Annotated in this window: 24 protein-coding genes; 14 read left to right on the top strand and 10 right to left on the bottom strand. The window is 69.6% G+C overall.

Translation table 11 applies throughout. The features are described from left to right. Positions 1-47 precede the first annotated feature (47 nt). The 3 genes from KF889_23295 to KF889_23285 all read right to left on the bottom strand — a co-directional run bounded on the left by KF889_23295 (position 48) and on the right by KF889_23285 (position 3,776). Complete coding sequence (locus KF889_23295; protein ID MBX3502379.1) at positions 48-1,214, bottom strand: mandelate racemase/muconate lactonizing enzyme family protein; 1,167 nt, start codon at positions 1,212-1,214, stop codon at positions 48-50. A gap of 12 nt (positions 1,215-1,226) precedes the next feature. Continuing rightward, positions 1,227-2,459 (bottom strand): hypothetical protein, encoded by a 1,233-nt coding sequence (locus KF889_23290; protein ID MBX3502378.1) that lies wholly within the window; start codon positions 2,457-2,459, stop codon positions 1,227-1,229. A gap of 339 nt (positions 2,460-2,798) precedes the next feature. Continuing rightward, positions 2,799-3,776 carry a transposase gene (locus KF889_23285; GenBank protein ID MBX3502377.1) on the bottom strand — a complete coding sequence of 326 codons (978 nt, stop codon included), beginning with the start codon at positions 3,774-3,776 and terminating at the stop codon, positions 2,799-2,801. Between the two features lie 248 nt (positions 3,777-4,024). Here KF889_23285 and KF889_23280 point away from each other — a divergent pair, with 248 nt between their 5' ends. Both KF889_23280 and KF889_23275 read left to right on the top strand, forming a co-directional pair. Beyond that, the gene (locus KF889_23280; GenBank protein ID MBX3502376.1) at positions 4,025-5,134 is read left to right on the top strand and encodes a mandelate racemase; all 1,110 of its coding nucleotides are present in this window, start codon (positions 4,025-4,027) and stop codon (positions 5,132-5,134) included. Positions 5,135-5,430: 296 nt separating this feature from the next. Next, positions 5,431-6,669, top strand: coding sequence for a threonine ammonia-lyase (locus KF889_23275; GenBank protein ID MBX3502375.1), 1,239 nt, complete (start codon positions 5,431-5,433; stop codon positions 6,667-6,669). A gap of 84 nt (positions 6,670-6,753) precedes the next feature. On the opposite strand, the gene KF889_23270 is transcribed toward KF889_23275, so the two are convergent. The 4 genes from KF889_23270 to KF889_23255 form a co-directional block, all read right to left on the bottom strand. Then, the gene (locus tag KF889_23270) at positions 6,754-7,950 is read right to left on the bottom strand and encodes an LLM class flavin-dependent oxidoreductase (GenBank protein ID MBX3502374.1); all 1,197 of its coding nucleotides are present in this window, start codon (positions 7,948-7,950) and stop codon (positions 6,754-6,756) included. A gap of 187 nt (positions 7,951-8,137) precedes the next feature. Continuing rightward, positions 8,138-8,530 carry a Zn-ribbon domain-containing OB-fold protein gene (locus tag KF889_23265; GenBank protein MBX3502373.1) on the bottom strand — a complete coding sequence of 131 codons (393 nt, stop codon included), beginning with the start codon at positions 8,528-8,530 and terminating at the stop codon, positions 8,138-8,140. Positions 8,531-8,536: 6 nt separating this feature from the next. Beyond that, entirely contained in the window at positions 8,537-9,712 is a 1,176-nt protein-coding gene (locus KF889_23260) for a thiolase domain-containing protein (protein ID MBX3502372.1), read from the bottom strand. A 273-nt stretch (positions 9,713-9,985) separates the two neighbouring features. After that, a complete protein-coding gene (locus tag KF889_23255) occupies positions 9,986-10,300 on the bottom strand; it encodes an NIPSNAP family protein (protein MBX3502371.1) in 315 nt (104 codons plus the stop codon). 83 nt (positions 10,301-10,383) lie between these two features. Here KF889_23255 and KF889_23250 point away from each other — a divergent pair, with 83 nt between their 5' ends. From KF889_23250 to KF889_23240, 3 genes are all read left to right on the top strand, one after another. Beyond that, the gene (locus tag KF889_23250; GenBank protein MBX3502370.1) at positions 10,384-11,301 is read left to right on the top strand and encodes an acyl-ACP thioesterase; all 918 of its coding nucleotides are present in this window, start codon (positions 10,384-10,386) and stop codon (positions 11,299-11,301) included. 92 nt (positions 11,302-11,393) lie between these two features. Then, the gene (locus KF889_23245; GenBank protein MBX3502369.1) at positions 11,394-13,013 is read left to right on the top strand and encodes an AMP-binding protein; all 1,620 of its coding nucleotides are present in this window, start codon (positions 11,394-11,396) and stop codon (positions 13,011-13,013) included. Further along, complete coding sequence (locus KF889_23240; protein MBX3502368.1) at positions 13,010-13,657, top strand: 2-hydroxychromene-2-carboxylate isomerase; 648 nt, start codon at positions 13,010-13,012, stop codon at positions 13,655-13,657. Before KF889_23245 ends, KF889_23240 begins: the two co-directional genes overlap by 4 nt. A gap of 193 nt (positions 13,658-13,850) precedes the next feature. Here the strand turns inward: KF889_23240 and KF889_23235 are convergent, their stop codons facing one another. The 3 genes from KF889_23235 to KF889_23225 are packed head-to-tail and all read right to left on the bottom strand — an operon-like array spanning position 13,851 to position 16,132. Beyond that, positions 13,851-14,396 (bottom strand): SRPBCC family protein, encoded by a 546-nt coding sequence (locus tag KF889_23235; GenBank protein MBX3502367.1) that lies wholly within the window; start codon positions 14,394-14,396, stop codon positions 13,851-13,853. Beyond that, positions 14,393-14,716, bottom strand: coding sequence for a winged helix-turn-helix transcriptional regulator (locus KF889_23230; protein ID MBX3502366.1), 324 nt, complete (start codon positions 14,714-14,716; stop codon positions 14,393-14,395). The genes KF889_23235 and KF889_23230 overlap by 4 nt, the downstream gene beginning before the upstream one ends. 42 nt (positions 14,717-14,758) lie before the next feature. After that, complete coding sequence (locus KF889_23225) at positions 14,759-16,132, bottom strand: CoA transferase (GenBank protein ID MBX3502365.1); 1,374 nt, start codon at positions 16,130-16,132, stop codon at positions 14,759-14,761. A 177-nt stretch (positions 16,133-16,309) separates the two neighbouring features. On the opposite strand from KF889_23225, the gene KF889_23220 reads away from it, so the two are divergent. From KF889_23220 to KF889_23180, 9 genes are all read left to right on the top strand, one after another. Beyond that, on the top strand, positions 16,310-17,665 hold the full coding sequence (locus tag KF889_23220; GenBank protein ID MBX3502364.1) for a tetratricopeptide repeat protein: 1,356 nt from the start codon (positions 16,310-16,312) through the stop codon (positions 17,663-17,665). A gap of 285 nt (positions 17,666-17,950) precedes the next feature. Next, on the top strand, positions 17,951-18,775 hold the full coding sequence (locus KF889_23215) for a hypothetical protein (protein MBX3502363.1): 825 nt from the start codon (positions 17,951-17,953) through the stop codon (positions 18,773-18,775). A 229-nt stretch (positions 18,776-19,004) separates the two neighbouring features. Then, positions 19,005-20,624, top strand: a complete 1,620-nt coding sequence (locus KF889_23210; GenBank protein ID MBX3502362.1) for a TPP-binding protein — start codon at positions 19,005-19,007, stop codon at positions 20,622-20,624. Positions 20,625-20,760: 136 nt separating this feature from the next. Beyond that, positions 20,761-22,032, top strand: coding sequence for an LLM class flavin-dependent oxidoreductase (locus KF889_23205; protein ID MBX3502361.1), 1,272 nt, complete (start codon positions 20,761-20,763; stop codon positions 22,030-22,032). A gap of 16 nt (positions 22,033-22,048) precedes the next feature. Continuing rightward, positions 22,049-22,828: an alpha/beta hydrolase gene (locus KF889_23200; GenBank protein MBX3502360.1), complete on the top strand. Its 780-nt coding sequence runs from the start codon at positions 22,049-22,051 to the stop codon at positions 22,826-22,828. Positions 22,829-22,942: 114 nt separating this feature from the next. Then, the gene (locus KF889_23195; protein ID MBX3502359.1) at positions 22,943-24,409 is read left to right on the top strand and encodes a caspase family protein; all 1,467 of its coding nucleotides are present in this window, start codon (positions 22,943-22,945) and stop codon (positions 24,407-24,409) included. An 82-nt stretch (positions 24,410-24,491) separates the two neighbouring features. Then, on the top strand, positions 24,492-25,058 hold the full coding sequence (greB, locus tag KF889_23190; protein ID MBX3502358.1) for a transcription elongation factor GreB: 567 nt from the start codon (positions 24,492-24,494) through the stop codon (positions 25,056-25,058). A 188-nt stretch (positions 25,059-25,246) separates the two neighbouring features. After that, positions 25,247-25,558: an HU family DNA-binding protein gene (locus tag KF889_23185; protein MBX3502357.1), complete on the top strand. Its 312-nt coding sequence runs from the start codon at positions 25,247-25,249 to the stop codon at positions 25,556-25,558. 196 nt (positions 25,559-25,754) lie between these two features. Beyond that, a complete protein-coding gene (locus KF889_23180; protein MBX3502356.1) occupies positions 25,755-26,606 on the top strand; it encodes an SMP-30/gluconolactonase/LRE family protein in 852 nt (283 codons plus the stop codon). Positions 26,607-26,608: the final 2 nt, after the last annotated feature.

The raw sequence follows: 26,608 nt of genomic DNA, 5'->3' as shown, positions 1-26,608 counted from the left end.
GGCGGGCCTGGGTTCGGCCGACATCGTTGACCTTCTCCCCTCGCGCGTCAGCCGCGCGCGTATTTCGCCAGGAACGCCTCGTCGACGGTGATGCCCAGGCCGGGCCGGTCGGGAATCTCGACCATGCCGCCCGCGACCGGGAACCTCTCGCGCACCAGCTCCTGCAGCATCGGATTGCTGCCCAGAGAGTACTCCAGAATGAAGCCGGCGGAAGAGGTCGCCGCCAGCGCCAGGCCGGCGGCGAAGCCCGGCGCGCCCGACCACAGATGCGGCGCCAGCCGCAGATTGAAGGCAGAGGCGATGGCCGAGATGCGCACGCCCTCGGTGATGCCGCCGGCGATGGCGAGGTCGGGCTGCAGGATGTCGGCGGCGCGCAACTCGGCCAGGTCGCGGAAATCGTGGCGCGTGAACTCGCTCTCGCCGGCGCTGATCGGCACCGAGGAGGAGCGGCGCACCTCGGCCATGCCGCTCTTGTCGTCGCCTGACACCGGCTCCTCGAACCACATCAGGTCGCACGCCTCGACCATGCGGGCGAAGGCCCTGGCCTCGGCGACGGTGAAGGTGCCGTGCGCGTCGCAGGCCAGGCCGATATCCGGCCCCAGCGCCGCGCGCGCCGCCTTCACGCGCGCGGCCGAACGCGCCGGCGTGCCGTCCATCACGCCCACCCGCATCTTCACCGCGCGGAAGCCGCCCTTCTCGACATAACCCAGCAGCTGCCTGCCGATATTGGCTGCATCGGCCCAGCCGCCCGAGGCATAGGCCGGCATGCGCTCGGCGCGCCTTCCGCCCAGCAGGCGCCAGACCGGTGCGTTCAGCGACTTGCCGAGGATGTCCCACAGCGCGATGTCGATGCCGCCGATGGCGCTCAAGGTCAGGCCGCGCCGGCCGAGCTGCGGCAGGCCGTGGCCGCGGGCGATGGCGTGGCCCTCGCGCTGGCGGTTGTACATCACGTCCCACAGGCGCGAGATGTCGCGCGGATCCTCGCCGACCAGCACCGGCGCGAGGTCGAGATTGATCATCGCCGCCAGGCCGGCGCACGAGGCCGCCGAGCCGACGCCGGCCTTGGCCTCGCCCCAGCCGGTGATGCCGGCGTTGGTGTCGACGCGCACGATCACCGAATCGAAGGAATCGACGCGGCCGAAATTGCTGACGTGCTGGCCCGCTTCCGGGATCGGCACATGCACCCAGATGCCGCGAATGGCGGTGATCTTCATCGACTCCACTCTCTATGGTCCGCACTGCCGCGCGACCGGCCCGGCCAGCGCGTCGGCGAACTTGCGCGCGCCGGTCGCGTTGAAATGGCCGTCGTCGACGAAGTCGCCAGCCTGCCAGCGCACGTCGTGCGGCGTGTCGACGAACGGCACGTCGAGCCGCTCCGCCAGACTGCGCAGATCGCCGTTGAGCCGGTCGAGCACCTTGGGCACGTCGCGATAGGGGATCAGCGGCACCCAGCCATAGCCGCTCTCGGTCGAATGCCGGACATGGTCAACGACCTGCGGCACGAAGATCGGCTTGACGCCGTGGTGCCGCGCCACGGCGACGATCAGCGCCATGTTGTCGAGATAGACCTTGGCCAGGCGCCGATCGTGCTCGGACGAGACCTCGCCCCGCGGCTGGGGCAGCGGCGGACGCGCCAGCGACACGACCAGCCGCACGACCACCGAGTAGGATTCCACCGGCAGGGTCGGCAGCAGGCCGAGATTGCCGCGCTGGTGCGGCAGATGGAAGTCGCTGTAGTCGGGCTTCAGGGTCGAGAGGTGCGCGCTGCGCAGATCGTTCCAGCCCATGTAGAACACGGCGCAGGCCGGCGTGGTCTCGCGGAAGGCGAAGAGCGTCGAGACCAGCACCTCGACGCTGCTGAAGCCGTCCATGCCGAAATTCTCGACGATGAAGCCGCCGCCCAGCCGGCGCGAGAGCTGGGATGCCCATGAATCGCCGTCCGTCACGCCGGCGTCGTAGGTCGTCGAGCCGCCGAAGACGAAGACGCGGCGCGCGTCCGCCGCCTTGGCCTGGTTGATCGTCAGCCGGCGCCGCTCGCTTGTGTGCGTGAATGGCCCATACACGCCCGGCCGTGGCGCGCCGACGGTCAGCGGATGCGGCTCGAAGCGGTCGCGGATCTCGGGCGGCAGCGGATGATAGCGGTTGCCGGCGACCAGCCAGTGCACGACATGGCCGCCGGCCTCCAGCCCGATCAGGCAGAGCGGCGCGTAGGCCCAGGCGAGGCTGCGGGTCAGCAGCGCCAGGGCGACCGCGCTGGCGCTGATGCCCAGCCACAGCAGCTCGTAGCGGATGTTGGCGTGGCGATGCGCCTGGGCGAACGGATCCTCGAGATCGGGCGCCTTGACGAACAGCGTGTAGGCCAGGGCCAGGGCGCAGAGCACGGCGCTCGCCAGCGCGATCGCCACGGCCACCACGCGCAGGAACCTGACAACCTGCGCCGTCGCCGACTCGCCGCTCATGCCGCCCTGCCCCGCTTCCACACTGTCGGGCCGACGCTATCGCACGCCGCCGATGCAGCGTCCATCGGTCCTGTGGCCGGGCATCCCGCGCGCAGGCGCCGCCCCCGGGTGCCCCTGCGCAGCGGTCCGGCAGGCGCGGCGCGCTCGCGCGTCAGATTGGTGTCAGGCTTGCATTATTGCGTTGTATAGGGCTCCATCGGAACTTGGCTCGCAGCGCAACCTCAAATCGCTCGCATCTCGCAACAACGCAATAACGCAATCCTGACACCTCTGCCACTCTACGTGACACCTCTATGCCGCTGCCCGTGCCGACAGTGCGCCGACGGTGTCAGGCTTGCGTTATTGCGTTGTTTGCGCCAACGCACGTCTCGCCTTCGCCAGCCGCCGCGCCAACCCGCGATCCGCCGCCACCCGCCCTCGCGCCGCCTCGACCGCGCGGCTGATCGAGCCCGGATCGCGGCCGGTTGCGCGCGCCAGCGCCGACAGCGAGCCGGCGCCCGTCGCCTGCGCCAGCAGGCCGGCCACGCCGCGCGCCTGCGACGCGGCGCGCGCCCGTGTCGGGCCGATCAGCGCGCGCCGATCCACGCCCATCATGCGCGCCGCCGCGTCGATCACCGCCGACAGGCTCGGCGCGCGCGCCGCCTGACGTCGCGCGGCGTGGCGTCGCGCGGCCCGCGGCGGTGAGCCGAGCGTCTCGACCGAGGGCGACGCGAGCGCCGCCTCGATCTCGGCCCACAGCCCGGCATCGTCCGCCGCCGCGCCGGTCTCGGTCCGGGTATCCATGACGAACGCATGCAGCCGACGCCGCGCGACGTTGGCGTCGCGCGCGAACAGCGCCAGCGTCTCGGCACATTCCAGCCAATCGGGCGGTCGCCGCGCGCCGCTGAGCGCGCCGTGGCTCGACCAGCGGTAGCGTCGCGGATCGCGCTCGAGCCCGGTGGCCAGCGGATTGCGATGGATGTAGCGCAGCAGCCCCAGGCGGTAGGCCTCGTCGCCGACCAGCAGCGCGCGAAAGCGGCCCTGAAAGACGTGGCCGATCCGGCCATGCCGTCGGTTGAAGGCGCGCGCGTAACGGAAGGCGAGCTGCTGCATGATGCGCGACAGCGGCGTGCCGGCGACCCGCAGGCAGAGATGCACGTGGTTGCCCATCCAGCAATAGGCCAGCACCCGATGGCCATGGCGCGCCACGCTCTCGGCGAGGATCGCCTCCCAGCGGTTGCGGTCGGCATCGTCGGCGAAGATCGGCTGGCCGGCGTTGCCGCGCAGCATCACGTGGTAGATGGCGTCATCGACGTGCAGACGGGGCTTGCGGGGCATCGGGCGGCCTGGTGCAGCGCGGGTGGGAGACAGTACGGCCAAACAACGCAATAACGCAAGCCTGACACCAAATGGGCACGCAAGCCTGACACCAAATGGGCAACTGACGCACACCAGATGGCGGCGCCCGGTCGGCGACGCTCGGTCGGCGAATGGCTGTCCCGCGCATCGGGCCGTTCTTCGCCATGCCCGCCACCACTAGAGTGCAGGTGGAGCGGGTCGGCCGAAACGGCACGCGGGAGGCAACCATGAAGATCACCGATGTCAGCTTGACGCTCTTCGCCTGGGACGACATCCCGGCCACGACCTATGGCGGCCACTCGGCGCGCTCGGCCGGCAGCAGCGACCTGGGCCTGCTGACCGTGAGCACCGACCAGGGCATCGAGGGCCACGCCTTCGTCGGCTCGGCGATGAACCCGGCCTCGACCGACGGTTCCGGGCTGATCCGCCACCTCAAGCCGATGCTGATGGGCCGCGATCCGCTCGAGCGCGAGCGGCTGAACCAGGACCTGTGGCGGCGCATGCGCGCCTCGAGCGTACGCTGCATCGGCGCCTGCGACGTCGCATTGTGGGACATCGCCGGCAAGGCGGCGAACCAGCCGGTCCACCGGCTGCTCGGCACGTACAGGGACAGGATCCCCGCCTACGCCAGCTCGGCCGTGCTCGATTCGCCGGAGGCCTACGCCGCCGAGGCGCAGCAATACAAGGCGGGTGGCTGGGCGGCCTACAAGATCCATCCGCCGACGCGCTGGCGCGAGGACATCAGGATCTGCGAGGCGGTGCGCCGCGCGGTCGGCGACGACTACACCGTCATGCTCGATTCGACCTGGAGCTACACCTTTCCCGAGGCGCTGCGCGTCGGCAAGGCGGTCGAAGAGCTGGGCTTCCACTGGTACGAGGACCCGCTGCACGACCAGGATCTCTATGGCTACGTCAAGCTCAAGCAGCTGCTGAAGATCCCGATCCTCGCCACCGAGTATCCGATCACCGGCCTGGAAGGCTACGCGCCGTGGATCGTCGAGCGCGCCACCGACTACCTGCGCGGCGACATCGCGGTGAAGGGCGGCATCACCACCCTGATGAAGACGGCGCACCTCGCCGAGGCCTTCCGCATGAACTACGAGATCCACCACGGCGGCAACTCGCTCAACAACTTCGCCCAGCTGCATGTCGCCATGGCGATCCGCAACACCGAGTTCTTCGAGGTGCTGCTGCCGTCAGGGGCGCAGAAATACGGCCTGAACCCCGACATCGATCCCGACAAGGACGGCTTCGTCCACGCGCCATCAGGGCCCGGCATCGGCGCGCCGATCGACTTCGACCTGATCAAGCGCAAGACCGTGACGGTTCTGCGCTGACATCCTTTCCCGGCGGGAGGGCGATTGCATATGGCCCTCACGAGGCGGGGCCGCGCCACTCCCGAGAGCGCGGCGGATCATCGACAAGACGCGCCACTGGAGTGGCGCGCCCCGACCAGGCAACTTTCTTCGAGCCGTTTGGGCCGCGTCGCTCCAGCGACGCATCATGAGCGCCGCTGGAGCGGCGCGGCCCGAAGACAGCCAACACGCCATCTGCGATCGCCCTGTCCTCGCGGGGCGGGCAGGTAAAGCCCGCCGCGCTCGGGACGACCAAGAAGGCGTGCTACAAGGGCACCATGAACGCGCCCGCTTCCTCCCTGCCCGTCACGCTGGCCGACATCGAGGCCGCCGCCAAGATCCTGCAAGGCCAGGTGGCGCGCACGCCCATGCTGCATTCGCGCACGCTGTCGCGCGTCTGCGGCTGCGACGTCTGGGTGAAGTTCGAGAACCTGCAGTTCACCGCCTCGTTCAAGGAGCGCGGCGCGCTGACCAAGCTCTCGACGCTGTCGCGCGAGCAGCGCGGCCGCGGCGTGATCGCCATGTCGGCCGGCAACCACGCGCAGGGCGTTGCCTACCACGCCGGCCGGCTCGACATTCCCGCCACCATCGTCATGCCGGCCTTCACGCCCTTCGTGAAGGTCAAGCACACCCGCGATCACGGCGCGCGCGTGGTGCTGCACGGCGACACGCTGTCCGAGGCGGCGGGTGAAGCGCGGCGCATCGCCGAGGCCGAGGGCCTGACCTTCGTGCACCCCTATGATGATCCGGCGATCATCGCCGGCCAGGGCACGGTCGGGCTGGAGATGCTGCAGGACGCGCCGCATCTCGACACCCTGGTCGTGCCGGTCGGCGGCGGCGGGCTGATCTCGGGCATCGCCATCGCGGCCAAGGCGCTCAAGCCCGACATCCGCGTCGTCGGCGTCGAGACCACGGGCTATCCGGCGCTGTACCAGATCCTGCACGGCGAGCCGGTCTCGGTCGGCGGCGAGACCATCGCCGAGGGCATCGCCGTGCGCGACACCGGGCAGCTGCCGCTGGCGGTGTGCCGCGAGCTGGTCTCCGAGGTGAAGCTGGTCGACGAGACCGACATCGAGCGCGCCATCGTGCTGTTCCTCGAGGTCGAGAAGACCGTGGCCGAGGGCGCCGGCGCCGCCGGTCTCGCGGCGATCCTCGCCCATCGCGAGACCTTCGCCGGCCACGCGGTCGGGCTGGTGCTGTGCGGCGGCAACATCGACACCCGCCTGCTCGCCTCGATCCTGATGCGCGGCCTGGTGCGCGATGGCCGCGTGGTACGGCTGCGGGTGAAGATCAGCGACGCGCCCGGCCAGCTCGCGCGCGTCGCCGGCATCGTCGGCGAGGCCGGCGGCAACATCCTCGAGGTCCAGCACCAGCGACTATTCGGCGGCGTCGCGGCGAAAAGCGCTACACTCGAACTGCTGGTCGAGACCCGCGACGCCGCGCACGTCCGCGAATTGGTTGACGCGTTGGGCCAGCGCTTCAAGGTGAAGCTGCTGGAAGGAACGGCAGAGGGCTGAGTGCCGGGGGCGCGCCACTCCAGTGGCGCGTCATTCTCAGGACCGACGAAGACGCGTCACTGGAGTGACGCGCACCCAGCGCAATCAATCCGCGTCGCGGGCGCCGGCGAGGCGGGTCTTGTATTCGTCGGGGATCGGTTTGCCGGCGTCGGTGTAGGCCTTGGCGATCGCGGCCACGTTGGGGCTGAAGATCGTGCGGCGGTTCGACTTGGTCCATTCGCGCGAGGCCACGACCGTGTCGAGCGAGCCCTGGAAGCGCGGCATCACCCAGCGGGCGAAGAGCTCGAAGCTCTTCATCGTCTTGTCGCGGTCGGCCCATTCATGGGCGCGGAACATCACGCCGCCGATGCCGCCCTTGCTGCTCTCGACCAGCTTCTCGATGCCGCGGCTCACCGTGTCGGGCGAGCCGACCAGGGTCGTGCCCATCTTGACACCCTCGCGCAGCGGATCGTCGGCGCGGCCCGGCGGGCGGCCCAGCGTGTCCTCGAAATAGGTCACGGTCTCGATGCGCTCGCCGACCTTGACCTGCTCGATCGCCGCCTCGTCGTCCTCGGCGGTGTGCATGTTGACCACCAGGCGCCAGTCCTTGCGGTCCATGGTGCGGCCGACCTTGGCGGCCTCGTCCTCGGCGATCTTCCACTGGTTGGCGAGCGCGTCGGGGCCGCCGGGGATGCCGGCGCCCAGCGACAGCACGCCCAGCCCATACTTCCCGGCGGCCTGCATGCCGGCGGGCGTCAGCGTGCTGGCGACAGCGATCGGGAAGCGCGGCCAGGTGTAGGGCGCGAGATGCAGGCGCGCCTGGTTCATCTCGAACCAGTCGGTCTTCATCGTCACCGGCTCCTCGCAGGCGAGCAGCCGCGTGATCGCGTCGAGCGACTCGTCCATGCGGCGGCGCTGCGTGTCGGGGGCGATGCCCAGCATGTAGGCATCCGACACCAGCGCGCCAGGACCGACGCCCAGCATGGCGCGGCCGCGCGTCATGTGGTCGAGCTGCACGAAGCGGTTGGCCACCATCAGCGGGTGGTGATAGGGCAGGCTGGTGACGCCCGAGCCCAGGCGGATGTTGCGCGTGCGCTCGGCGGCGGCGGCGATGATCAGCTCGGGTGAGGCGATCAGCTCCCAGCCGGCGGAATGATGCTCGCCGATCCACGCCTCGTCGTAGCCCAGATGATCGAGCCACTGGATCAGCTCCATGTCGCGCGCGATGGCCAGCGTGGGGTTGTCGCCGACGCGATGGAATGGCGCCAGGAAGATGCCGAAGATCAGACCCTTGTGCGCCATGACGCAGAGCTCCCCGATTCAAAAAGCTTCTCCCCGCGAAGGCGGGGAGAAGGTGGCGCGAAGCGCCGGATGAGGGGCTTATGTTAGCGCGACAACGGCAGCGTGTGGTGAGACGATTCGAAGCCCCTCATCCGCCTCGCTGCCGCTCGGCACCTTCTCCCCGGCTTCGCGGGGAGAAGGAGAAATGCTAAGCCGGCGTGAAGCAGGGCAGCGCGCCGCCGCCGTCGGTCGGCTTGAACACCACCCTCACCGCCTGGCCGATCTTCAGCTTGTCGAAGTCGCAATCGACCATGTTGGTCATCATGGTCGTGCCCTCGGCCAGCGTGACATAGGCCAGCGCGTACGGGATCGGCGCGCGGCGCATGACGCTGTAGGAATAGAGCACGCCCTTGCCCGACGCCGTCGTCCACTCCGTCTTGTCGCTGAAGCAGTACGGGCACAGGCTGCGCGGGTAGTGGTGCGTCCTGTTGCAGGCGGTGCACTTCTTCACCAGCAGCTTGCCTTCCTTGGCGGCTGCCCAATACTCCTCGGTTTCCGGGCTGGTCACCGACGCGGGGAGCTTGCGTTCCTTCTCGGCCATGATCGCTTACTCCCTCTCCAGGATGATCGTACCGCTGCCGTGCCGGCTGCCCAGCGAACCGCCGGTGCCGTGCGCCAGCGCCAGATCGCAGTTCTTCACCTGCACCTTGGGATGCGCCTCGCCGCGCACCTGGCGCACCGCCTCCAGCACCTTGGTGAGCCCGCCGCGATTGCCGGGATGGTTGCTGCACAGCCCGCCGCCGTCGGTGTTGAACGGCAGCTTGCCGGTGCCCGAGATCAGGTTGCCGTCGGCTACGAAGGCGCCGCCCTTGCCCTTCTCGCAGAAGCCGAGATCCTCGAGCTGCATCAGCACGGTGATGGTGAAGCTGTCGTAGATCGAGGCGTACTTGATGTCGGACGGCTTCACGCCGGCCTCGGCGAACGACGCCGGGCCGGTGTAGCGCGCGCCGGTATAGGTCAGGTCGACCGCGCCCCCCATCTGGTTCTTGGTCGTCTCGGCGGCGCCGATGATCTTGACCTTGGGCCGCTTCAGGCTCCGGGCGATCTCCGGCGCGACGACGAGGATCGCGCCGCCGCCATCGGTGATGACGCAGCAATCCAGCCGATGCAGCGGGTCGGAGATGATCGGCGATTTCAGCACGTCCTCGACCGTCACCACGTCGCGCAGCAGCGCATGCTCGTTGTGCTGCGCGTGGTGCGAGGCGGCGACCTTGATCCAGGCGAGCTGCTCGCTGGTCGTGCCGAACTCGTGCATGTGGCGCATCGCGGCCATGCCGTACATGTTCACGACCGTCGGGCCGTAGGGGAACTCGAAGGGCTCGTCCGGCGTCGGCGAGCCGCCGCGGCTGCGCGGCACGGTGCCGGTGGCCATGCCCTCGGCGCGCGGCCGGCCCGCCAGGGTGATCAGCGCCACCTTGCACTTGCCCATGGCGATGGCCTCGGCGGCGTGGCCGACATGCACGACATAGGACGAGCCGCCGACATCGGTCGAATCGAAATGCTTGAGCTTGGTCAGGCCCATGTAGTCGGCCATCGACATCGGCCCCAGCCCGGGCGCGTCGCCGGCGCAGAAATAGGCGTCGACATCGTCCTTGCTCAGGCCGGCGTCCTCGAGACAGCCCCTGGCGACCTCGGCGTGGATCATCGCCAGCGACTTGTCGGTCGCCAGTCGCGTGGGATGCTCGTAGATCCCGCCGATATAGGCCTTGCCCTTGATACTCATGCGGCCGGCTCTCCCTCGTCTCGATGCAAGCGGCGCGCATGTTGGTGGATTTCGTGGCGATGGTCGAGACGCGCGGGTCCGCGCTGCGGAAGCATCAGGTTTGCGCGAGTGCGAGCGCCGGCATTCCACCGGAGCCGTCTGTCATCCCGAGCGCGGCGAGGGATCGAGGATTTCTTCCTGCGAGCGCCGGCGTCCCGCCGGCCCCAGAAGATGCCGGCGGGACGACGGCGCTTCCAAGGAAAGCTGCGCTCGCGACGACAGGTCGTGCTCCCGTCAGACCTTCGGGCTCCATGGCGCGGCCTTGAGGATCTTGTTCTCCTGCGAGGCCAGCATCGGCCGGATGCGGCGGCCGAAATCGACGAACTTGGGATTGGCGCGCAAGCTGGCCCATTGATGGTCGCGCGCGGCGTGGTCGGCGAACTTCCACAGATGCACGATCTGGTGCAGCGGGCCGATGTCGCTGATGAAGTAGCCGACCAGGTTCTTGCGCCACTTCCTGAGTTGCGGCCAGCCATACTGCTCGTAGACCGCGACGACATCGGCGGCGTGCTCGGGCTTCACGTTGTAGGTGCGCAGCTCGTAGATCATCGGCGTCTCCCAGTTCGCATGGCGGCGCGATCCTAGCGCCGCGATGGCGCGGCGGTCGAGGCGATGCTACAGGCGCAGGCGCGATGACCGACCTGATCTCCACCGCGCGCGGCTGCGTCAACACCTGGCAGTGCGACGAGAACGACCACCTCAACGTCCAGCACTTCCCGTCCTTCGCCTGGGACGGCGGACGCTATCTGCACGCCGCGCTGGGTCTCGGGCCGCGCGCGCTCGCCGCCGCAGGATTGAAGGTGCGCACGGTCGAGGATCACGTGCGCTATCACCGCGAGCTCTTCGCCGCCGACGCCTGGGAGGTCGCCTCGGCTCCGGTCGAGGTCGGCGAGTCGACGCTTGTCGCCTATCACGAGATCCGCAGCGCGCTGAACGGCGAGGTGGCGGGCACCGTGCGACAGGTGACGCGCTGCGTCGATACGCACGGCAGGGCGGCGGCATGGCCGTCGGCGTTCCGCGAGCGCGCGCAAGCCGGGCGCGTGGCGCTGCCGGCCAACGCCCGGCCGCGCACCGCGGGCTCGCGCGGACCCCTGCCCGACCTGACGCTCGATCGCGCCGAAGCCGCCGGGCTGTTCACCATCTGCCAGGGTGTCGTGCAGCCCGAGGAATGCGACGCCGAAGGCCTGCTGCTGCCGCGCTTCCACTTCGCCCGCTACTCCGACGGCGCGCCGGGCTTCTGGCAGGGCGTGGGTTTCGACCGCCTGGAAATGCGCGAACGCGACCAGGGCACGGTGGTGCTGGAGCTGCGCAACGAGATTCGCCGGCCGCTCGCCGCCGGCGCGCTCAGCGTGGTCAAGAGCGGCCTGCTGGCGGCGACCGACAAGACCATGCACCTCGCGCACTTCCTGTTCGACGCCGACTCGGGCGAGCTGGCGGCGGCGGCCGATGGCGTGGGCGTGCTGTTCGACCAGAAGGCACGCAAGATCACGCCGTTCACCGCTGAAGATCGCGAACGCCTGGCGGCCAGCATCCTGCGCCTGCCCGCGTAGCGCGGATTCGCTTTGCCGACGCGGGCGATTGCCCCACCATGCGCCGACGCCGGCCTCCGGGGGAAAGCCGCGGGCCGTCGCAGGAGGCACGCATGAGCCGCACCTGGCACGACAAGCGGATCCCCGCGCCCGAGGATTGCGTGTTGCGGCACGTGCTGGAACGGCGCGCCGCCGAGACGCCGGACAAGACCTACGCGATCTTTGCCGACGGCACGAGCTGGACCTATCGCCAGACCCTGGACATCGCGCGCCAGGCGGCGCTCGGCTTCCAGCTTCTCGGCGTGCAGCAGGGCGAGCACGTGCTGTCATGGCTGCCCAACGGGCCCGACGCGCTGCGCGTCTGGTTCGGGCTGAACTGCATCGGCGCGGTCTATGTGCCGGTGAACCTCGCCTATCGCGGCCGCATCCTCGAGCATGTGATCGAAAACTCCGACGCCGCGCTGATCGTCGCGCACGCCGATCTGTACGGTCGCCTCGCCGACATCGACCGCGCGAAGCTCAGGCAGGCCGTCGTCATCGGCGGCAGGGCCGCCTCGATCCCCGGCATGGCGATCCACGACGCCGCGACGCTGTCGCCATCCGGCGCGCCCGCGGCATTCTCGCGCGAGATCATGCCGTGGGACACGCAGACCATCATCTACACGTCGGGGACCACCGGGCCGTCCAAGGGCGTGCTGACCTCCTACGTGCATCTCTACACCGCGGCCAGTGAGTCGTTCTTCTTCCTCGGCGCCGAGGACCGCTTCATGCTGAACCTGCCGATGTTCCATGTCGGCGGCGCCGGTCCGGCCTACGCCATGCTGCTGCTCGGCGGCTCGATCAGTGTCGTCGACGCCTTCGACACGGCCTCGTTCTGGGAGGTCGTCACCCGGACGCAGGCGACCAGCACGGTGCTGCTGGGCGTGATGGCGACCTTCCTGGTCAAGCGCGCGCCCGGCCCCGAGGATCGCGCGCATACCCTGCGCTCAGCGATCATGGTGCCGTTGTGCGAAGATTCCGAGGCGTTCTCGCGGCGCTTCGGCTGCGACGTCTATACCGTGTTCAACATGACCGAGGTGTCCTCGCCGATCGTTTCGGGGCGCAATCCCGGGCCGCTGACCACCGCCGGCCGGCCGCGCGCCGGCGTCGAGGTGCGCATCGTCGACGACAACGATTGCGAGGTGGCGCCGGGCGAGGCCGGTGAGCTGATCGTGCGCACCGACCGGCCCTGGGCGATGAACCACGGCTATTACAGGAACCCCGAAGCCACGGCGCGCGCCTGGCGCAACGGCTGGTTCCATACCGGCGACGCCTTTCGTACCGATGCCGAGGGCAACTACTTCTTCGTCGACCGCATGAAGGACGCGATCCGCCGGCGCGGTGAGAACATCTCCTCCTTCGAGGTCGAGACCGAGATCTGCGCCCATCCGGCGGTGAAGGAAGCCGCCGCCGTCGCCGTCGCCAGTGAGCACGCCGAGGACGAGGTGCTGGTGGCGGTGTCGCTGGCCCAGGGCGCCAGCCTCGATCCGGCCGAGCTGATCCGTTTCCTCGTGCCGCGCATGGCGCATTTCATGGTGCCGCGCTACGTGCGCATCGTCGCCGAGCTGCCCAAGACGCCGACGCAGAAGGTGCAGAAGCATCTGCTGCGCAGCGAGGGCGTCACCGCCGATACCTGGGATCGCGAGGCCGCCGGCATCCGCGTAAGGCGCGAGAAGATCGGCCGCGTCGCATGATCGAGCTTGCCTGCTTCTACAGCCTGTCCTCGCCCTGGGCGTACTTCATGGGCCCGCGCCTGCAGGACATCGTGCGCCGCCACCGCGCGAGGCTCGTGCTCAAGCCCTACGACTTCCAGGTCGTCGTGCCCAGGACCGGCGGCGTGCCGCTGCGCACGCGCCCGCAGCCGCGCCGCACCTATCACGAGCTCGAGCTCGATCGCTGGCGCCGGCATCTCGGCATGCCGCTGGTGCTGAAGCCGAAATACTATCCGGAGATCGTCACCGATCCCGCGTGGAACAAGCGGCCGGGCTGGACGGTGATCGCCGCCCAGCTACGCGGGCTGGACGCGCTGCGTCTCAGCCACGCGCTCCTGCGAGCGCTGTGGGCGGAGGAGCGCGACACGTCGCAGGCCGGGGTGCGCCGCGACGTGGCCGACGAGAACGGCCTGCCCGGCGCCGAGCTGGTGGCGGCCGAGACCAGCGAGCCCGTGCAGGCGCTCTATCGCCAGTACAGCGAGGAAGCCGAGCGGCTGGGCGTGTTCGGCGCACCGACCTTCGTGCTCGAGGGCGAGCGCTACTGGGGCCAGGACCGCCTCGACTTCCTCGACCGCGCGCTCGATCGCATCCGCGCACGCGATATGCCGGGAGCGGCGGCGCAGTGACGATCCCTCTGTCATCCCGAGCGCAGCGAGGGATCCAGAGTGCCTTCCTGGGAGCGCCGGCGTCCCGCCGGCTCATGAAGATGCCGGCGGGACGCCGGCGCTCCCAAGGAGATCCCTCGCTGCGCTCGGGATGACAGCCAGGACTCAATCCGTCCGGATCGCGATCCGCTCGGGGTGAACGGGTTGCCCCCGATCACCGCGGCAGGCGCTCGGCGTACGCCTGCTCGAGCTTCGCGTGCGTCGCCCACATCTGCGGCGGCGTGCGGCCCTCGAGCCGGGCCGTCAGCATCTCGAGATGGAGATGCCAGCCGCCGGAGACATCGGCCATCTCGTCGCGGCCCGACAGCAGCCGATGCGTCAGCACCAACCGAACCTTGTCGCCTTCTGATGTGAGCTCGAAGATCACCTCCGACGGCGGCACGCCGTCCTTGGGCTCGCTGAAGGTGAAGCCGAGCACGCGCGGCGGCTCCCAGCGCGTCACCTCGCTGCGAAAGATCATGCCCTTGTCGGTGACGTCCCGGTACTTCTCCGGCACCGGCTCGTCCGTGGTCATCAGGTTGCGATGCTTGAACCGCAGCTCGAGCCTGCCGCCGACGCGCGGCTCGATCGGTCCGCCGGCGAACCACTTGGCGCGCTGGACGGGATCGGTGAGGAACTCCCACACCCGCTCGATCGGACCGGGCAGGAGTCGCTCGAAGCGGATCGTGCCGGCATCGAGCACCACGCCATACTCGCTCATGATCTTCTCCGTTGCTTGGCCGGCGTCTCGCGCAGCGCGTGCTCCAGGGCGTCGAGTCGCCCTTTCCAGAAGCGCCGCACATCGGCCAGCCAGTGGTCGATCTCCTCGAGCCCGGCCGGATCGAGTCGGTAGATCCGGCGCTGCCCGTCGACGCGCACCGCGACCAGCCTGGCGTCCCTGAGCACCTTCAGGTGCTGCGAGATCGCCGGACCACTGACGGCGAAATGCTCGGCGATGTCGCCGGCGGCGCGCTCGCCCTTGCCCAGCATCTCAACGATCCTGCGGCGGGTCGGATCCGCCAGCGCGGTGAGGCTCTCCATGAGCCTCCATATAAGTCTCTACTTAATTAAGTCAATACTTAATCACAGCCATTCCGGCCGCGAGCTGCCCAGCGGTTCGGCCGGCCGGGCGTAGAAGCATGGCGTCTCGGAGAGCTGCACGACCGGCTTGAGGTGGCGCAGGCGGCCGAACGGGCCGTCGCTCTCCATGGTGATCGCCGCGATCTCGTCATCGGCGAGCTCGGCCCGGGCGTTCGACGCATCGAGCGTGCCCAGCCCGCCGATCCAGTGCGCGACCTGCACCAGCGACAGGCGGACCAGCCACGAGCCGCCCTCGGTGGCGCGCCTGTGCAGCGCCAGCATCACGCCCAGCGCGCCGATGTAGCCCGCGATGTAGTCATTGGCCTGCACCGGCATGTTGCGCGGCTTCTCGAGCGAGCTGCCGGCCACCGCCATGCCGGTGACGTTCTGCACGATGGAGTCGAAGCCGCGGCGGTCGGCCCACGGCCCGGCGTGCGAGTAGGCGCACAGGCTGAGGCAGACGATGCCCGGCCGCAGCGCCGCCAGCGCCTCGGGCGAGAAGCCGCGCGCGGCCAGCGTGCCCGGCCGATAGCCCTGGCTGAAGACATGCGCGCCCCTCACCAGCGCCTTGAGCGTCTCGACGTTGGCGGCATCGCGCAGGTCGAGATAGGCGCCGCGCTTGCCGTGGCCGGTGTCCATCAGCAGGTCGGTCTGGTACGGCAGATGCTCGGCGGCGATGTGCAGGATCTCGGCGCCATTCTCCGCCAGCACGCGCCCGCAGGTCGGGCCGGCCAGCACGCGCGTCAGGTCGAGCACGCGAATGCCGGCGAGCGGCCGGTCGCCCGCCGGCAGCTTCTGCGGCGGCGCCTCGCCGATCTTCACGATCTCGAACAGCGGCAGCGTCGACACCGCCTGGCCATGCGGATGTGCCGCCCACTCCGCCTGCGTGCGCGTCAGCCCGCCGACCATGCCGGCCGCGGCGATCGCGTCCTCGATGTCCTGGCCCTTCCACTCGGCGACGGCGGCGGCGAGGCCGGCGCGATCCTCGCTCTTCGCGCCGCTCACACGCAGCGCGCCGGCGCGATGGTGCGGATGGTTGGTGTGCAGGAACATGTGCCGGCCATCTGCCGTGGCGTAATGGCCCGCCAGCGGATCCCAGCTTACGGGCTTGCGGCCGTCGCGCAGCACGTAGGTGTTGGAGCGCAGCGAGGCGGCGGCGGCGCGCAGATCGACCGCCACCGACTGGCCGCGCCCGCTGCGCAGCCGCCACAGATCGCTCGCCGCCACGCCGATCGCGCCCAGCGCCGCTGCGCCAGCCGAGCCGATGGCGAAGGGCGTCGGAAACACCGGATCGCCGCCGCTGAAGCGCACATCGTCGTCGGCGCGCGGCATGCGCCCGGCGAGCTTCAGCACATCGTGCATCAATCGGATCGGCATCAGGCGCTTCTCCCCTGCACCCAGGACCACTCCCTCTCCCCGCCTGCGGGGAGAGGGAGCAGAGCGCCAAACCACCAAGCCCGGCGTGTGCCGGCAGTCCTAGCACAATCATCCGTTTGACTTCATGCACCGCGCGCGGGAGGGTTCGCGCCGAGAGGGAGAGCGAACGACACCGCCATGCTACAGGACCTGCACGGCCTGACGCTGACCTGCGCGTCGGCCGACGCCGCCGACGCCTTCAATCGCGCCACGCTCGGCTACATCAAGTACCGCCTCGACACGCCCCAGCATCTCGCCGCCGCGCTCGCCGCCGATCCGCAGTTCGCGCTGGCGCAGTGCCTGAAGGGCTATTTCGCCATGCTGTCCTACAAGCAGGCGAACATCGCGACGGCCCGCGAGGCGGCGCTGGCGGCACGCGCGGGAGCCAGGCGCGCGTCGCGGCGCGAGATACAGCACATCGACGCGCTCGAGCAGTGGGTCGAGGGCGACCTCGACGCCGCGCTGGCGAGCTGGGAGAACATCCTTACCGAGACGCCGACCGACGTGCTGGCGCTGCGCCTCTCGCACTTCAACTATTTCTGGCTCGGCCGCGCGCGCACCATGCGCGACTCTGTGGTGCGCGTCGCCGAACACTGGGGCCGCGAGCTGCCGGGCTACGCCACCCTGCTGTCGTGCCTGTGCTTCGCGCACGAGGAGACCGGCAACTACGACGACGCCGAGCCGGCCGGGCGCGAGGCGATCGCCATCGATCCCGGCGATCTGTGGGGCACGCATGCCGTGGCGCACGTCATGGAGATGCAGGGCCGGCACGAGGACGGCATCGCCTGGCTCGACGGGCTGGAGAAGCACTGGGACGGCGGCAACAACCTCAAGCATCACCTGTGGTGGCACCGCGCGATGTTCCACCTCGAGCGGCGCGAGACCGACAGGGTGCTGGAGCTCTACGACCGCGGCTTCCGCAATTTCGACTCGGCCCTGACCAAGGCGCAGCCCGACGTCTACATCGACGTGCAGAACGCCGCCTCGATGCTGTTCCGGCTGGAGCGCCATGGCGTGAATGTCGGCAATCGCTGGGTCGAGATCGCCGACAAGGCCGAGGCGCGCATCGGCGACTGCCTGTCGAGCTTTACCCTGCCGCACTGGATGATGGCGCTGACCGCCACAGGCCGCTTCGGCGCCGCCGACGCGATGCTGGACGAGATGCGCGCGTTCGGCCGCGGCAAGGGAACCATCGCGCCGATCGTCGGGCGCGTCGCGGTGCCGATCTGCGAGGCGGTGATCGCGCATCGCAAGGGCGAGCACCAGGCCGCGCTCGACGCCATGCGCCCGGTGCTGTCGGAGATGTACCGGCTGGGCGGCAGCCATGCGCAGCAGGACGTGCTGAAGCAGATGTTCGTCGACAGTGCCGTGCGCGCCGACAGCAGCAAGGACGTGCGCGTGATCCTGGCGCATCTGCGCACGCGCTATCCCGAGCTGCCGCCGGAGAAGCGCATCGGCTACGCCGAGGCGGCACAGCGCTATTCGAATGCCTGAGCCTTCTCCCTCTCCCCGCTTGCGGGGAGAGGGTTGGGGTGAGGGGCTGCCGCAAGTGGCGCACCACGGCTGTGCCCAACCGGATACGACCCCTCACCCCGACCCTCTCCCCGCAAGCAGGGAGAGGGGGTTCGCCCCGCGATTCCGACACGCATAAGCGGAGGCAGAATCCCCTGTCTCGCAGCGATCGGAATGCTGCGGACGACAACCGTAGAGGTTGAAATAGGAGTTTGTCGCCTGCGGGCTTACACCGGCTGTCATCGTTTCACGCCGGAGTCCGCCCGCATGTCCCGCATCCGCCCGCTCTCTCCCGACTTCTGGACCTGGGAGGCGGTCATCGACTGCACGCCGATGAGCCGCCTGCTGTTCCTCGGCCTGCAGAACTTCGCCGACCCCTTCGGCGTGCTGCCGCTCAAGTCCGGCACCATCCGCATGCAGGTCTTCCCCGGCGACGAGATCGACGACGCCGCCGTGCGCGCCATGCTCGAGGAGCTGGCGGCGCACGGGCTGGTGCGCTTCTACACGGTCGAGGGCCTCGCCTACCTGCGCATCGTCGACTGGCGCCTGCTGCACCGCGTCGCCCGGCGCGCGCGGCGGCGCTACCCGGCCGATCCGGCCGAGCCCGAGCCGCCGCCGCCCCCGCCGCCGCAACCCCAGCCGGTGCCGGCCGACGCCACCGAGCAGGCCCCGCCCGACCCGGCCACCGCGCCGGTGGAACCAGCCGAGGCGGTGCCCTCGGAACGCCCGCCGCCGGCGCCGATCGCCAAGCCGGAGCGCTGGCGGCGCATCATCAAGAACCTGCTGCGCCAGTACTGGGCGCGCCATCCGCTGATCGAGCTGATGGACGACGACATCGCCGACCGCTGGACCGCGAAGTGGATCGCCCAGGGCTGCGACTTCCAGCGCGACATCGTGCCGGTGGTGCGCGACTTCTGCGTCATGAAGCCGTTCTGCGGCCCGCCGGTCGGCTTCCAGGAGCTCGACGAGCATGTCGGGCGCAACCGCGCCCGGCGCGAGGCCGGCGGCGACAACCAGAGCCCGATCGTGCCGGAAGAGGCGCGCGAAACGTCCTGGGCCCAGGACGTGCTCACCCTGCCTTCACCGCGGTGAGTGGCCAGCATCATCTTCTCCTTCCCCCAGAGGGGGAAGGTGCCCGCAGGGCGGAAGGGGGATGTCGAAGACCGACATCGATTTCGTCGAGGCATCCCCCTTCCGTCGCGCTGCGCGCGCCACCTTCCCCCTCCGGGGAAAGGGAGACTCATATGCGATAGCCCTGCGCCAGCGGGGGAAGGTAGTTTGTCGGCAGTCGCAGCAGACGACGGAGGGAAGAATGGAACGCATGACCACCGCGCAGGCCGTCGTCGGCACGCTCAGGCGCAACGGCATCGACACGATCTACTGCCTGCCCGGCGTGCAGAACGATCCGTTCTTCGACGCGCTCTACGACAACACCAACGCCATCCGCCCGGTCCACGCGCGTCATGAGCAGGGCTGCGCCTACATGGCGCTGGGCGCGGCGCTCGCGTCAGGCAAGCCGCAGGTCTACGCCGTTGTTCCCGGCCCCGGTTTTCTCAACACCACCGCGGCCCTGTCGACGGCCTATGCCTGCAACGCGCGCGTGCTGGCACTGTCGGGTCAGATCCCGCTGGCCTCGGTGGGCCGCAATCTCGGCCTGCTGCACGAGCTGCCCGACCAGCTCGCGATCATGCGCGGGCTGACCAAATGGTCGGCGCGCATCAAGGGCGCCGCCGAGGCGCCGGGCCTGGTCAACGACGCGTTCCGCATCATGCAGTCGGGCCGTCCGCGGCCGGTCGGCCTCGAATGCTCGATGGACACCTGGGCGCGCAAGGCGACGGTGGCGATGCCGCAGGACGGCGCGATCCCCGAGGTGGCTCCCGTCGACGAGGACGCCGTCGAGGCCGCGGCCAAGCTGCTGGGCAATGCCAAGCGGCCGCTGATCGCCGTCGGCGGCGGCGCGCTGCACGCCGGCGAGTCCCTGCGCGCGGTCGCCGAGGCGCTGCAGGCGCCGGTCATGGCGGTGCGCATGGGCCAGGGCGCGATCGACTGTCGCCATCCGCTGTCGATCAACAGCCTGGCCGGCCACAAGCTCTGGGCCAGCGCCGATGTCGTGCTCGCCGTCGGCACCCGCCTGCAGACACAGCTCGCCAATTGGGGCGTCGATGCCGACCTGAAGATCGTGCGCGTCGACGCCGACCCCGAGGAGCTGGTGCGCCAGCGCGCGCCCGACATCGGCATCGTCGGCGACTCGGCGCTGGTGCTGAAGGCGCTGGCCGACAGGCTCGGCAAGCACAACGGCAAGCGCGCCGACCGCGCCGAGGAAGTGCGCGAGGTGAAGGCCGGGGTGATGGCGAGCATCGACGGCCTGCGTCCGCAGCTCGACTATCTCGAGGCGATCCGCGCGGCGCTGCCCGAGGACGGCATCTTCGTCGACGAGCTCACCCAGGTCGGCTACGTCGCGCGTCTGGCCTACAAGACCTACAGGCCGCGCACCTTCATCACCACCGGCTACCAGGGCACGCTGGGCTGGGGCTATGCCACGGGGCTGGGCGTGAAGATCGCGATGCCCGACACGCCGGTGCTGTCGATCAACGGCGATGGCGGCTTCCTGTTCACCGCCAACGAGATGGCCACGGCGGCGCAGCACAACATTCCGCTGGTCGCGGTGGTGTTCGCCGACGGCGCCTACGGCAACGTCAAGCGGATCCAGCAGGACCAGTTCAACAATCGCACCATCGCCACCGAGCTGAAGAACCCCGACTTCGTGAAGATGGCCGAGAGCTTCGGCGTCGAAGGCATGCGCGCGCAATCGCCGGCCGAGCTGAAGACCACGATCGACAAGGCCTTCGCGCGCAAGGCGCCGGTGCTGATCGAGGTGCCGGTGGGCCAGATGCCCGATCCCTGGAAGCACGTCGCGCTGGGTCGGGCGCGCAAGGCATAGATGGGAGCGCCGGCGTCCCGCCGGCGGTCCCGGAAGACTTCGCACTGCGATCCCGTGCGGATTGACAGCGGAGCGCCTGGGCGCGTCTTATCGCCGACAGGTAAACGACCGTTCATATGGCTGGAGGAACACCGCCATGAAGCTCATGTGGTTCCATCTGATGCCCTACACGGAGCTGCCGGACGACTTCAACAAGAAGCATCCCAGCGTGTGGGTCGACATCCATTCCTCGCTCTTCGACCCGAAGCGCGCGCATCACATGTACAACGACTTCATGGACGAGCTCGAGTTCGCCGCCGAGTGCGGCTACGACGCGATCTGCGTCAACGAGCATCATTCCAACGGCTACGGCCTGATGCCCTCGCCCAACCTGATCGCCTCCTCGCTGGCGCGGCGCACGACCGACACGGCGCTGTGCGTCATGGGCAATTCGCTGGCGCTCTACAATCCGCCGACGCGCGTCGCCGAAGAGTTCGCGATGATCGACTGCATCTCCGGCGGCCGGCTGATCGCCGGCTTCCCGGTCGGCTCGCCGATGGACACCTGCTACGCCTACGGCCAGAACCCCTCGATGCTGCGCGACCGCTATCACGAGGCGCACGACCTGGTGAAGAAAGCGTGGACCGAGAAGGAGACCTTCGCCTTCAACGGCCGCTTCAACCAGCAGCGCTACGTCAACATCTGGCCGCGGCCGATCCAGGACGATCCGCATCCGCCGATCTGGATCCCCGGCGGCGGCTCGATCGAGACATGGCGCTGGTGCGCCGAGATGGACTACGTCTACTGCTATCTCAGCTACTACGGCTACAAGGCCGGGCTGACGACCATGCAGGGCTTCTGGAAGGAGATGGAGAAGCTCGGCAAGGACCGCAATCCGTACCGCGCCGGCTTCCTGCAGTTCGTCGGCGTCGCCGAGAGCCGCGAGCAGGCGCTCGAGCTCTATACCGAGCCGGCCGAATACTTCTACGGCCGCTGCCTGCATGTCGACGCGCGCTTTGCCCAGCCGCCGGGCTACACCACCGAGGCCACGCAGCGCGCCGGCATCCAGAGCATGGTGGCGCGCGCGGCCAACGTCGCCAACCCGGCGACCAAGGCGTCGCTGAAGGCGACCAACATGAAGGACATCGTCGACGGCGGCTATGTCATCATCGGCTCGCCCGACGAGGTGGTCGAGCAGATCCGCCACGTCGCCACCAGCCTCAATGTCGGCCATCTGATGCTGCTGCTGCAGTACGGCAACATGGGCAAGGCCACGACCCACTACAACACCAGGCTGTTCGCCGAGAAGGTCATGCCCAGGGTGAAGGACCTGTTCTCGGAGTGGGAGGACAAGTGGTGGCCCAAGCCGATGAAGCGCGCCGAGCGCGCCTCGGTCCCCGCCTTCCAGCCACGCCTCGCCGCCGAATAGAAGCACAGGGCATCCCGTGACCGAACCACAGACGCTGACGGTCGACGTCAACGGCTTCGCCTGCCGCGTGTGGCGCAAGGGCAGCGGCCCAGTGCTGGGCTGGCTCGCCGGCTTCGGCGGCCTGCCGCGCTGGACACCGTTCCTCGACAGGCTGTCCGAGAAGCGCACCGTCGTCGTGCCGTCGCTGCCCGGCTTTCCCGGCGCGACGGGCCACAGCGTCCTCGATAACCATCTCGACTGGATCCTCGCCGTCCGCCAGCTGCTGGTGAAGGCCGGGCTCGATGGCGTCGATCTCGGCGGCGCCTCGGTCGGTGGCAGCTTCGCCGCCGAGATGGCGGCGATCTTTCCCGCCTCGGTGAAGCGGCTGGTGCTGGTGGCGCCATTCGGGATGTTCGACGAGGCCGAGCCGGCGACCGATCCGTGGGCGCAGCGCAGCGACGCCGTCGCCGCCCTGATGTGCGCCGATCCCGAGAACTGGAAGCGGCTGGTCGCGCCGCCCGAGGGCGCCAACTCGGTCGAATGGCCGATCGAGATGACCCGGGCCGCCGAGGCTGCGGCGCGCGCCTTCTGGCCGCTGGGCAATACCCAGCTGGCCAGGCGCCTGAAGCTGATCGAGGCGCCGAGCCTGATCCTGTGGGGCGATCAGGACCGCCTGCAGCCGCCCGCCTATGCCCGGCTATTCGCCAGCGGAATCAAGGCAAAGACCACCATCCAGACGGTGACCGGGGCGGGCCATCTGGCCGATCTCGACCGGCCGGATGCCGTCGCCGGGGCGATCCTCGACTGGCTGGGATAGCCCGCCGGAAACGTGAAAAGTGCCGATGCGACCGCACTTTGTCATTGACGAGCGGGCGCTCATTTCTGATATTGATGGCATTCACGTAAGCGTACTTCGCCTGTGGAGGCACCCATGCGTCGGATATTGGCGCTGTTCGCATTCGCGCTCGGCCTCGTGGCATTGGCATCGGCGGCTTCGGCCGAGCGCCGCGTCGCCCTGGTCATCGGCAATGCCGCCTACCAGCACGCCCCGCCGCTGGCCAACCCGGCCAACGACGCCAGGGCCGTGGCGGCCGCGCTCGAGCGGCTGGGCTTCGATGTCGTCTCCGGCTTCGATCTCGGCAACGCCGATCTGCGCAAGACCGTGCGCAGCTTCGCCGACAAGCTGGCCGGCGCCGACGTCGCGCTGTTCTTCTATGCCGGCCACGGCCTGCAGGTCTCGGGCGAGAACTACCTGATCCCGGTCGATGCCGCGATCCAGACCGAGGCCGACCTCGACTTCAACGCGGTGAAGATGGATCTCGTCTCGCGCCAGATGGAGCGCGAGACCAAGGTCAAGATCGTCATGCTCGACGCCTGTCGCGACAATCCGTTCGAGAAGCAGCTGTCGCGCAGCATGGGCAAGACCCGCTCGGCCGCCCTGAAGAAGGGCCTCGCCGAGGTCAACACCGCCGGCGGCTCGATCATCGCCTTCGCCACCGACCCGGGCGACGTGGCGCTCGACGGCGACGGCAAGCACAGCCCGTTCACCGAGGCGCTGCTGCGCCACATCGAGACGCCCGGCGTCGAGATCGGCCTGATGATGCGCCGCGTCACCAAGGACGTCTTCGAGAAGACCAAGGAGAAGCAGCGCCCCTGGACCAACGCGTCGCTGACCGGCGAGTTCTACATGAAGCCGGGCGAGCCCAGCGCGACGCCGGCGCCGGCCCCGACGGCGGGCGCCGCCCCGCCGGCCGCCAGCAGCTTCGACGAGCGCCAGATGGAGCTCGCCTTCTGGCAGTCGGCCGACAAGAGCGGCGCGGCCAAGGACTACGAGGAGTATCTGAAGCGCTACCCGAACGGCCAGTTCGCCGGCATGGCGAAGAACCGGCTGGAGGCGCTGAAGAACAAGCCCGACGCGCCGCGTACCGCCGCCGCCGACCAGGGCCAGCAGGGCCGCTCGGTCGACGCCGCCGCCGCCTCGAAGAACGCCGACGAGGCGACCGAGCTGGCGATCGGCCTGACCGCCAATGACCGCACGGGCATCCAGCGTCGCCTGCTGCTCGCCGGCTTCAATCCGAACGGCGTCGACGGCGCCTTCGGCCCCGGCACGCGCCGTGCGATCACGGGCTGGCAGACCTCGCGCGGCTTCCAGCCGACGGGCTACCTCAACCGCGACCAGTACGGCGCGCTGATCGCCCAGACCGAGACGGCCTACGCCAACTGGCTGGCCAGCGAGCGCGCCCGCGCCGCCGCCACCCCGGCGCCGACCTATCAGCCGCAGCCGACCGCGCAGCCGGCGCCGACCGCCCAGCCGCAGCCGACGCGGCCGACAAGCACGGCGCGCGACGTGATCGACGGTGTCGGCACGGTGCGCGACATGATCCGCATCTTCCGCTGATCCGGGTCCCGCCCAATATCGCCTTGCGACGCGGCCTTCGGGCCGCGTCGTGCGTTATGAGGCCGGGTGGCGGAGGCAGGCCATGAGCAAGGCGTTCATGAAGGAAGACGACGGCGGCATCGACGACGAGGGTGCCGACGCGGTCGCGCCGGCGCTGCCGGCGGGCAGCAAGAACTACATCACGCCCCGGGGCTTCGCGGCCCTGCGCGAGGAGCGCGAGCGGCTGGTGCGTGTCGAGCGGCCGGAGGTCGTGCGGGTGGTGTCGTGGGCCGCGGCCAACGGCGATCGCTCGGAGAACGGCGACTATCTCTACGGCAAGCGCCGGCTGCGCGAGATCGACCGCCGCCTGCGCTTCCTCGGCAAGCGCATGGAGAGTGCGGAGGTCGTCGATCCGGGCAAGCAGATCAGGCGCAACCAGGTGTTCTTCGGTGCCACCGTGACATACGCCAACATGCGCGACGAGGAGCACACGATCACCATCGTCGGCGTTGACGAAGTCGACTCCAACAGGGGCCTCGTGAGCTGGGTGTCGCCGGTGGCGCGGGCCCTCTTGAAGGCGCGCGTGGGCGACACCGTGTCGGTGCGCACGCCCTCGGGCGTCGAGCAGATCGAGGTGTTGAGGATCGCCTATCCGGCCGGCACGGCCTGATCCGCCCGCGTCGCGTGGTGGAAAAAGCCCGGTTTTGCAGGCCCGAATCGCATTCGCCTGTGAAAAAACCTAGGAAAACCGCGAAAAATCGCATGTTCGGCGTGGGCGAGCGCGGAAAAACGGTGTAATTTGCGCATCCCGCCGCCCCCTCCGGACGCGGGTGCACAACAAACAACCGAGGATTCCACATGAGCGACAAGGCCCCCGCCAAGGCCCCGACGGCCCCCACCGTCCCGCTGTCGAAGATGATCGCCGAGCTGGCCGAGAAGAGCGACATGCCCAAGAAGGCGGTCGCCGGGCTGTTCGACGAGTTCGTGCAGCTCACGGTCAAGCACCTCAAGAAGGGCAACAAGGTGCGCATCACCGGCCTGGGCATCCTGCAGGTCCGTCGCCGCGCCGCCCGCATGGGTCGCAATCCGTCGACCGGCGAGGCGATCAAGATCAAGGCGTCGAAGAAGGTCGCCTTCCGCGTCGCCAAGGATCTCAAGGAAGCCATCTGATCCGCGAGGCCGCGCCGCCTGCAGCGGCCGGCACCCGCATCGCCGCGGCGTCGACAGGGCCATTCCGGTGGCCGTGTCGGCGCCGTTTGCCTTGGCGCGCACGCCACCCTTGCGCCGCACCCGCTTGCCGATGCCGCCGCCCGCCCCCTAACCTCCGCCGCGACACGACGCCGGCTCGCGGCGCAGGAGGAAGCGCATGGCCGGCGCCGGCACGCTGGAGACCATTCTCGACGGCCTGACCTTCGGCGAGGGCCCGCGCTGGCATGACGGCCGGCTGTGGTTCTCCGACTTCTATACCCACAGCGTCATCGCCATGGACGCGGCGGGCCGCACCGAGACCATGGCGACGGTGCCGCAGCAACCTTCCGGCCTGGGCTGGCTGCCCGACGGCACGCTGCTGGTCGTCTCGATGCTCGATCGGACGCTGCTGAAGCAGGTCGGCGGCGAGCTGGTGCGGCACGCCGACCTGTCGGCGCATGGGCGCGGTCCCTGCAACGACATGGTCGTCGACGCGAAGGGCCGCGCCTGGGTCGGCAATTTCGGCTTCGACCTGTTCGGCGGCGAGGCGGCGCGCACGACCTGCATCGTGCGCGTCGATCCCGACGGCAAGGTCACGCGCGCGGCCGACGACCTCGCCTTCCCCAACGGCAGCATCGTCACGCCCGACGGGCGCACCTTGGTGATCGGCGAGACGCGCGGCAATCGGCTGACCGCCTTCGACATCGAAGCCGACGGCACGCCGTCGAACCGGCGCGTCTGGGCGCAGTTCGAGGACGTGTTCCCCGACGGCATCTGCCTCGACGCCGAGGGCGCGATCTGGGTCGCCGATCCGCGCGGCCGGCGCGTCGTGCGCGTCTTCGAGGGCGGCCGCGTCGATCGCACGATCGCGCTGCCCGACCGCGGCGCCTATGCCTGCATGCTGGGCGGCGACGACCGGCGCACGCTCTACGTCGTCACCAACAGCGCGAGCGGTCCGAACGTCGCCGCGGCGAGGTCCGGCCGCATCGAGGCGATGCGCGTCGATGTGCCCGGCGCCGGCCTGCCATAGGG

Source organism: Alphaproteobacteria bacterium (assembly GCA_019635875.1).
GTDB lineage: Bacteria > Pseudomonadota > Alphaproteobacteria > Reyranellales > Reyranellaceae > JAFAZJ01.
The sequence above is the reverse complement of the archived record's forward strand: the minus strand, read 5'-3'. Positions and strand labels throughout refer to the sequence as shown.

Bases quoted from the DNA above. Each gene is read 5' to 3' on its own strand.
- KF889_23295 (MBX3502379.1), bottom strand. From the start codon at position 1,214: ATGAAGATCACCGCCATTCGCGGCATCTGGGTGCATGTGCCGATCCCG.
- KF889_23290 (MBX3502378.1), bottom strand. From the start codon at position 2,459: ATGAGCGGCGAGTCGGCGACGGCGCAGGTTGTCAGGTTCCTGCGCGTG.
- KF889_23285 (MBX3502377.1), bottom strand. From the start codon at position 3,776: ATGCCCCGCAAGCCCCGTCTGCACGTCGATGACGCCATCTACCACGTG.
- KF889_23280 (MBX3502376.1), top strand. From the start codon at position 4,025: ATGAAGATCACCGATGTCAGCTTGACGCTCTTCGCCTGGGACGACATC.
- KF889_23275 (MBX3502375.1), top strand. From the start codon at position 5,431: ATGAACGCGCCCGCTTCCTCCCTGCCCGTCACGCTGGCCGACATCGAG.
- KF889_23270 (MBX3502374.1), bottom strand. From the start codon at position 7,950: ATGGCGCACAAGGGTCTGATCTTCGGCATCTTCCTGGCGCCATTCCAT.
- KF889_23265 (MBX3502373.1), bottom strand. From the start codon at position 8,530: ATGGCCGAGAAGGAACGCAAGCTCCCCGCGTCGGTGACCAGCCCGGAA.
- KF889_23260 (MBX3502372.1), bottom strand. From the start codon at position 9,712: ATGAGTATCAAGGGCAAGGCCTATATCGGCGGGATCTACGAGCATCCC.
- KF889_23255 (MBX3502371.1), bottom strand. From the start codon at position 10,300: ATGATCTACGAGCTGCGCACCTACAACGTGAAGCCCGAGCACGCCGCC.
- KF889_23250 (MBX3502370.1), top strand. From the start codon at position 10,384: ATGACCGACCTGATCTCCACCGCGCGCGGCTGCGTCAACACCTGGCAG.
- KF889_23245 (MBX3502369.1), top strand. From the start codon at position 11,394: ATGAGCCGCACCTGGCACGACAAGCGGATCCCCGCGCCCGAGGATTGC.
- KF889_23240 (MBX3502368.1), top strand. From the start codon at position 13,010: ATGATCGAGCTTGCCTGCTTCTACAGCCTGTCCTCGCCCTGGGCGTAC.
- KF889_23235 (MBX3502367.1), bottom strand. From the start codon at position 14,396: ATGAGCGAGTATGGCGTGGTGCTCGATGCCGGCACGATCCGCTTCGAG.
- KF889_23230 (MBX3502366.1), bottom strand. From the start codon at position 14,716: ATGGAGAGCCTCACCGCGCTGGCGGATCCGACCCGCCGCAGGATCGTT.
- KF889_23225 (MBX3502365.1), bottom strand. From the start codon at position 16,132: ATGCCGATCCGATTGATGCACGATGTGCTGAAGCTCGCCGGGCGCATG.
- KF889_23220 (MBX3502364.1), top strand. From the start codon at position 16,310: ATGCTACAGGACCTGCACGGCCTGACGCTGACCTGCGCGTCGGCCGAC.
- KF889_23215 (MBX3502363.1), top strand. From the start codon at position 17,951: ATGTCCCGCATCCGCCCGCTCTCTCCCGACTTCTGGACCTGGGAGGCG.
- KF889_23210 (MBX3502362.1), top strand. From the start codon at position 19,005: ATGACCACCGCGCAGGCCGTCGTCGGCACGCTCAGGCGCAACGGCATC.
- KF889_23205 (MBX3502361.1), top strand. From the start codon at position 20,761: ATGAAGCTCATGTGGTTCCATCTGATGCCCTACACGGAGCTGCCGGAC.
- KF889_23195 (MBX3502359.1), top strand. From the start codon at position 22,943: ATGCGTCGGATATTGGCGCTGTTCGCATTCGCGCTCGGCCTCGTGGCA.
- greB (MBX3502358.1), top strand. From the start codon at position 24,492: ATGAGCAAGGCGTTCATGAAGGAAGACGACGGCGGCATCGACGACGAG.
- KF889_23185 (MBX3502357.1), top strand. From the start codon at position 25,247: ATGAGCGACAAGGCCCCCGCCAAGGCCCCGACGGCCCCCACCGTCCCG.
- KF889_23180 (MBX3502356.1), top strand. From the start codon at position 25,755: ATGGCCGGCGCCGGCACGCTGGAGACCATTCTCGACGGCCTGACCTTC.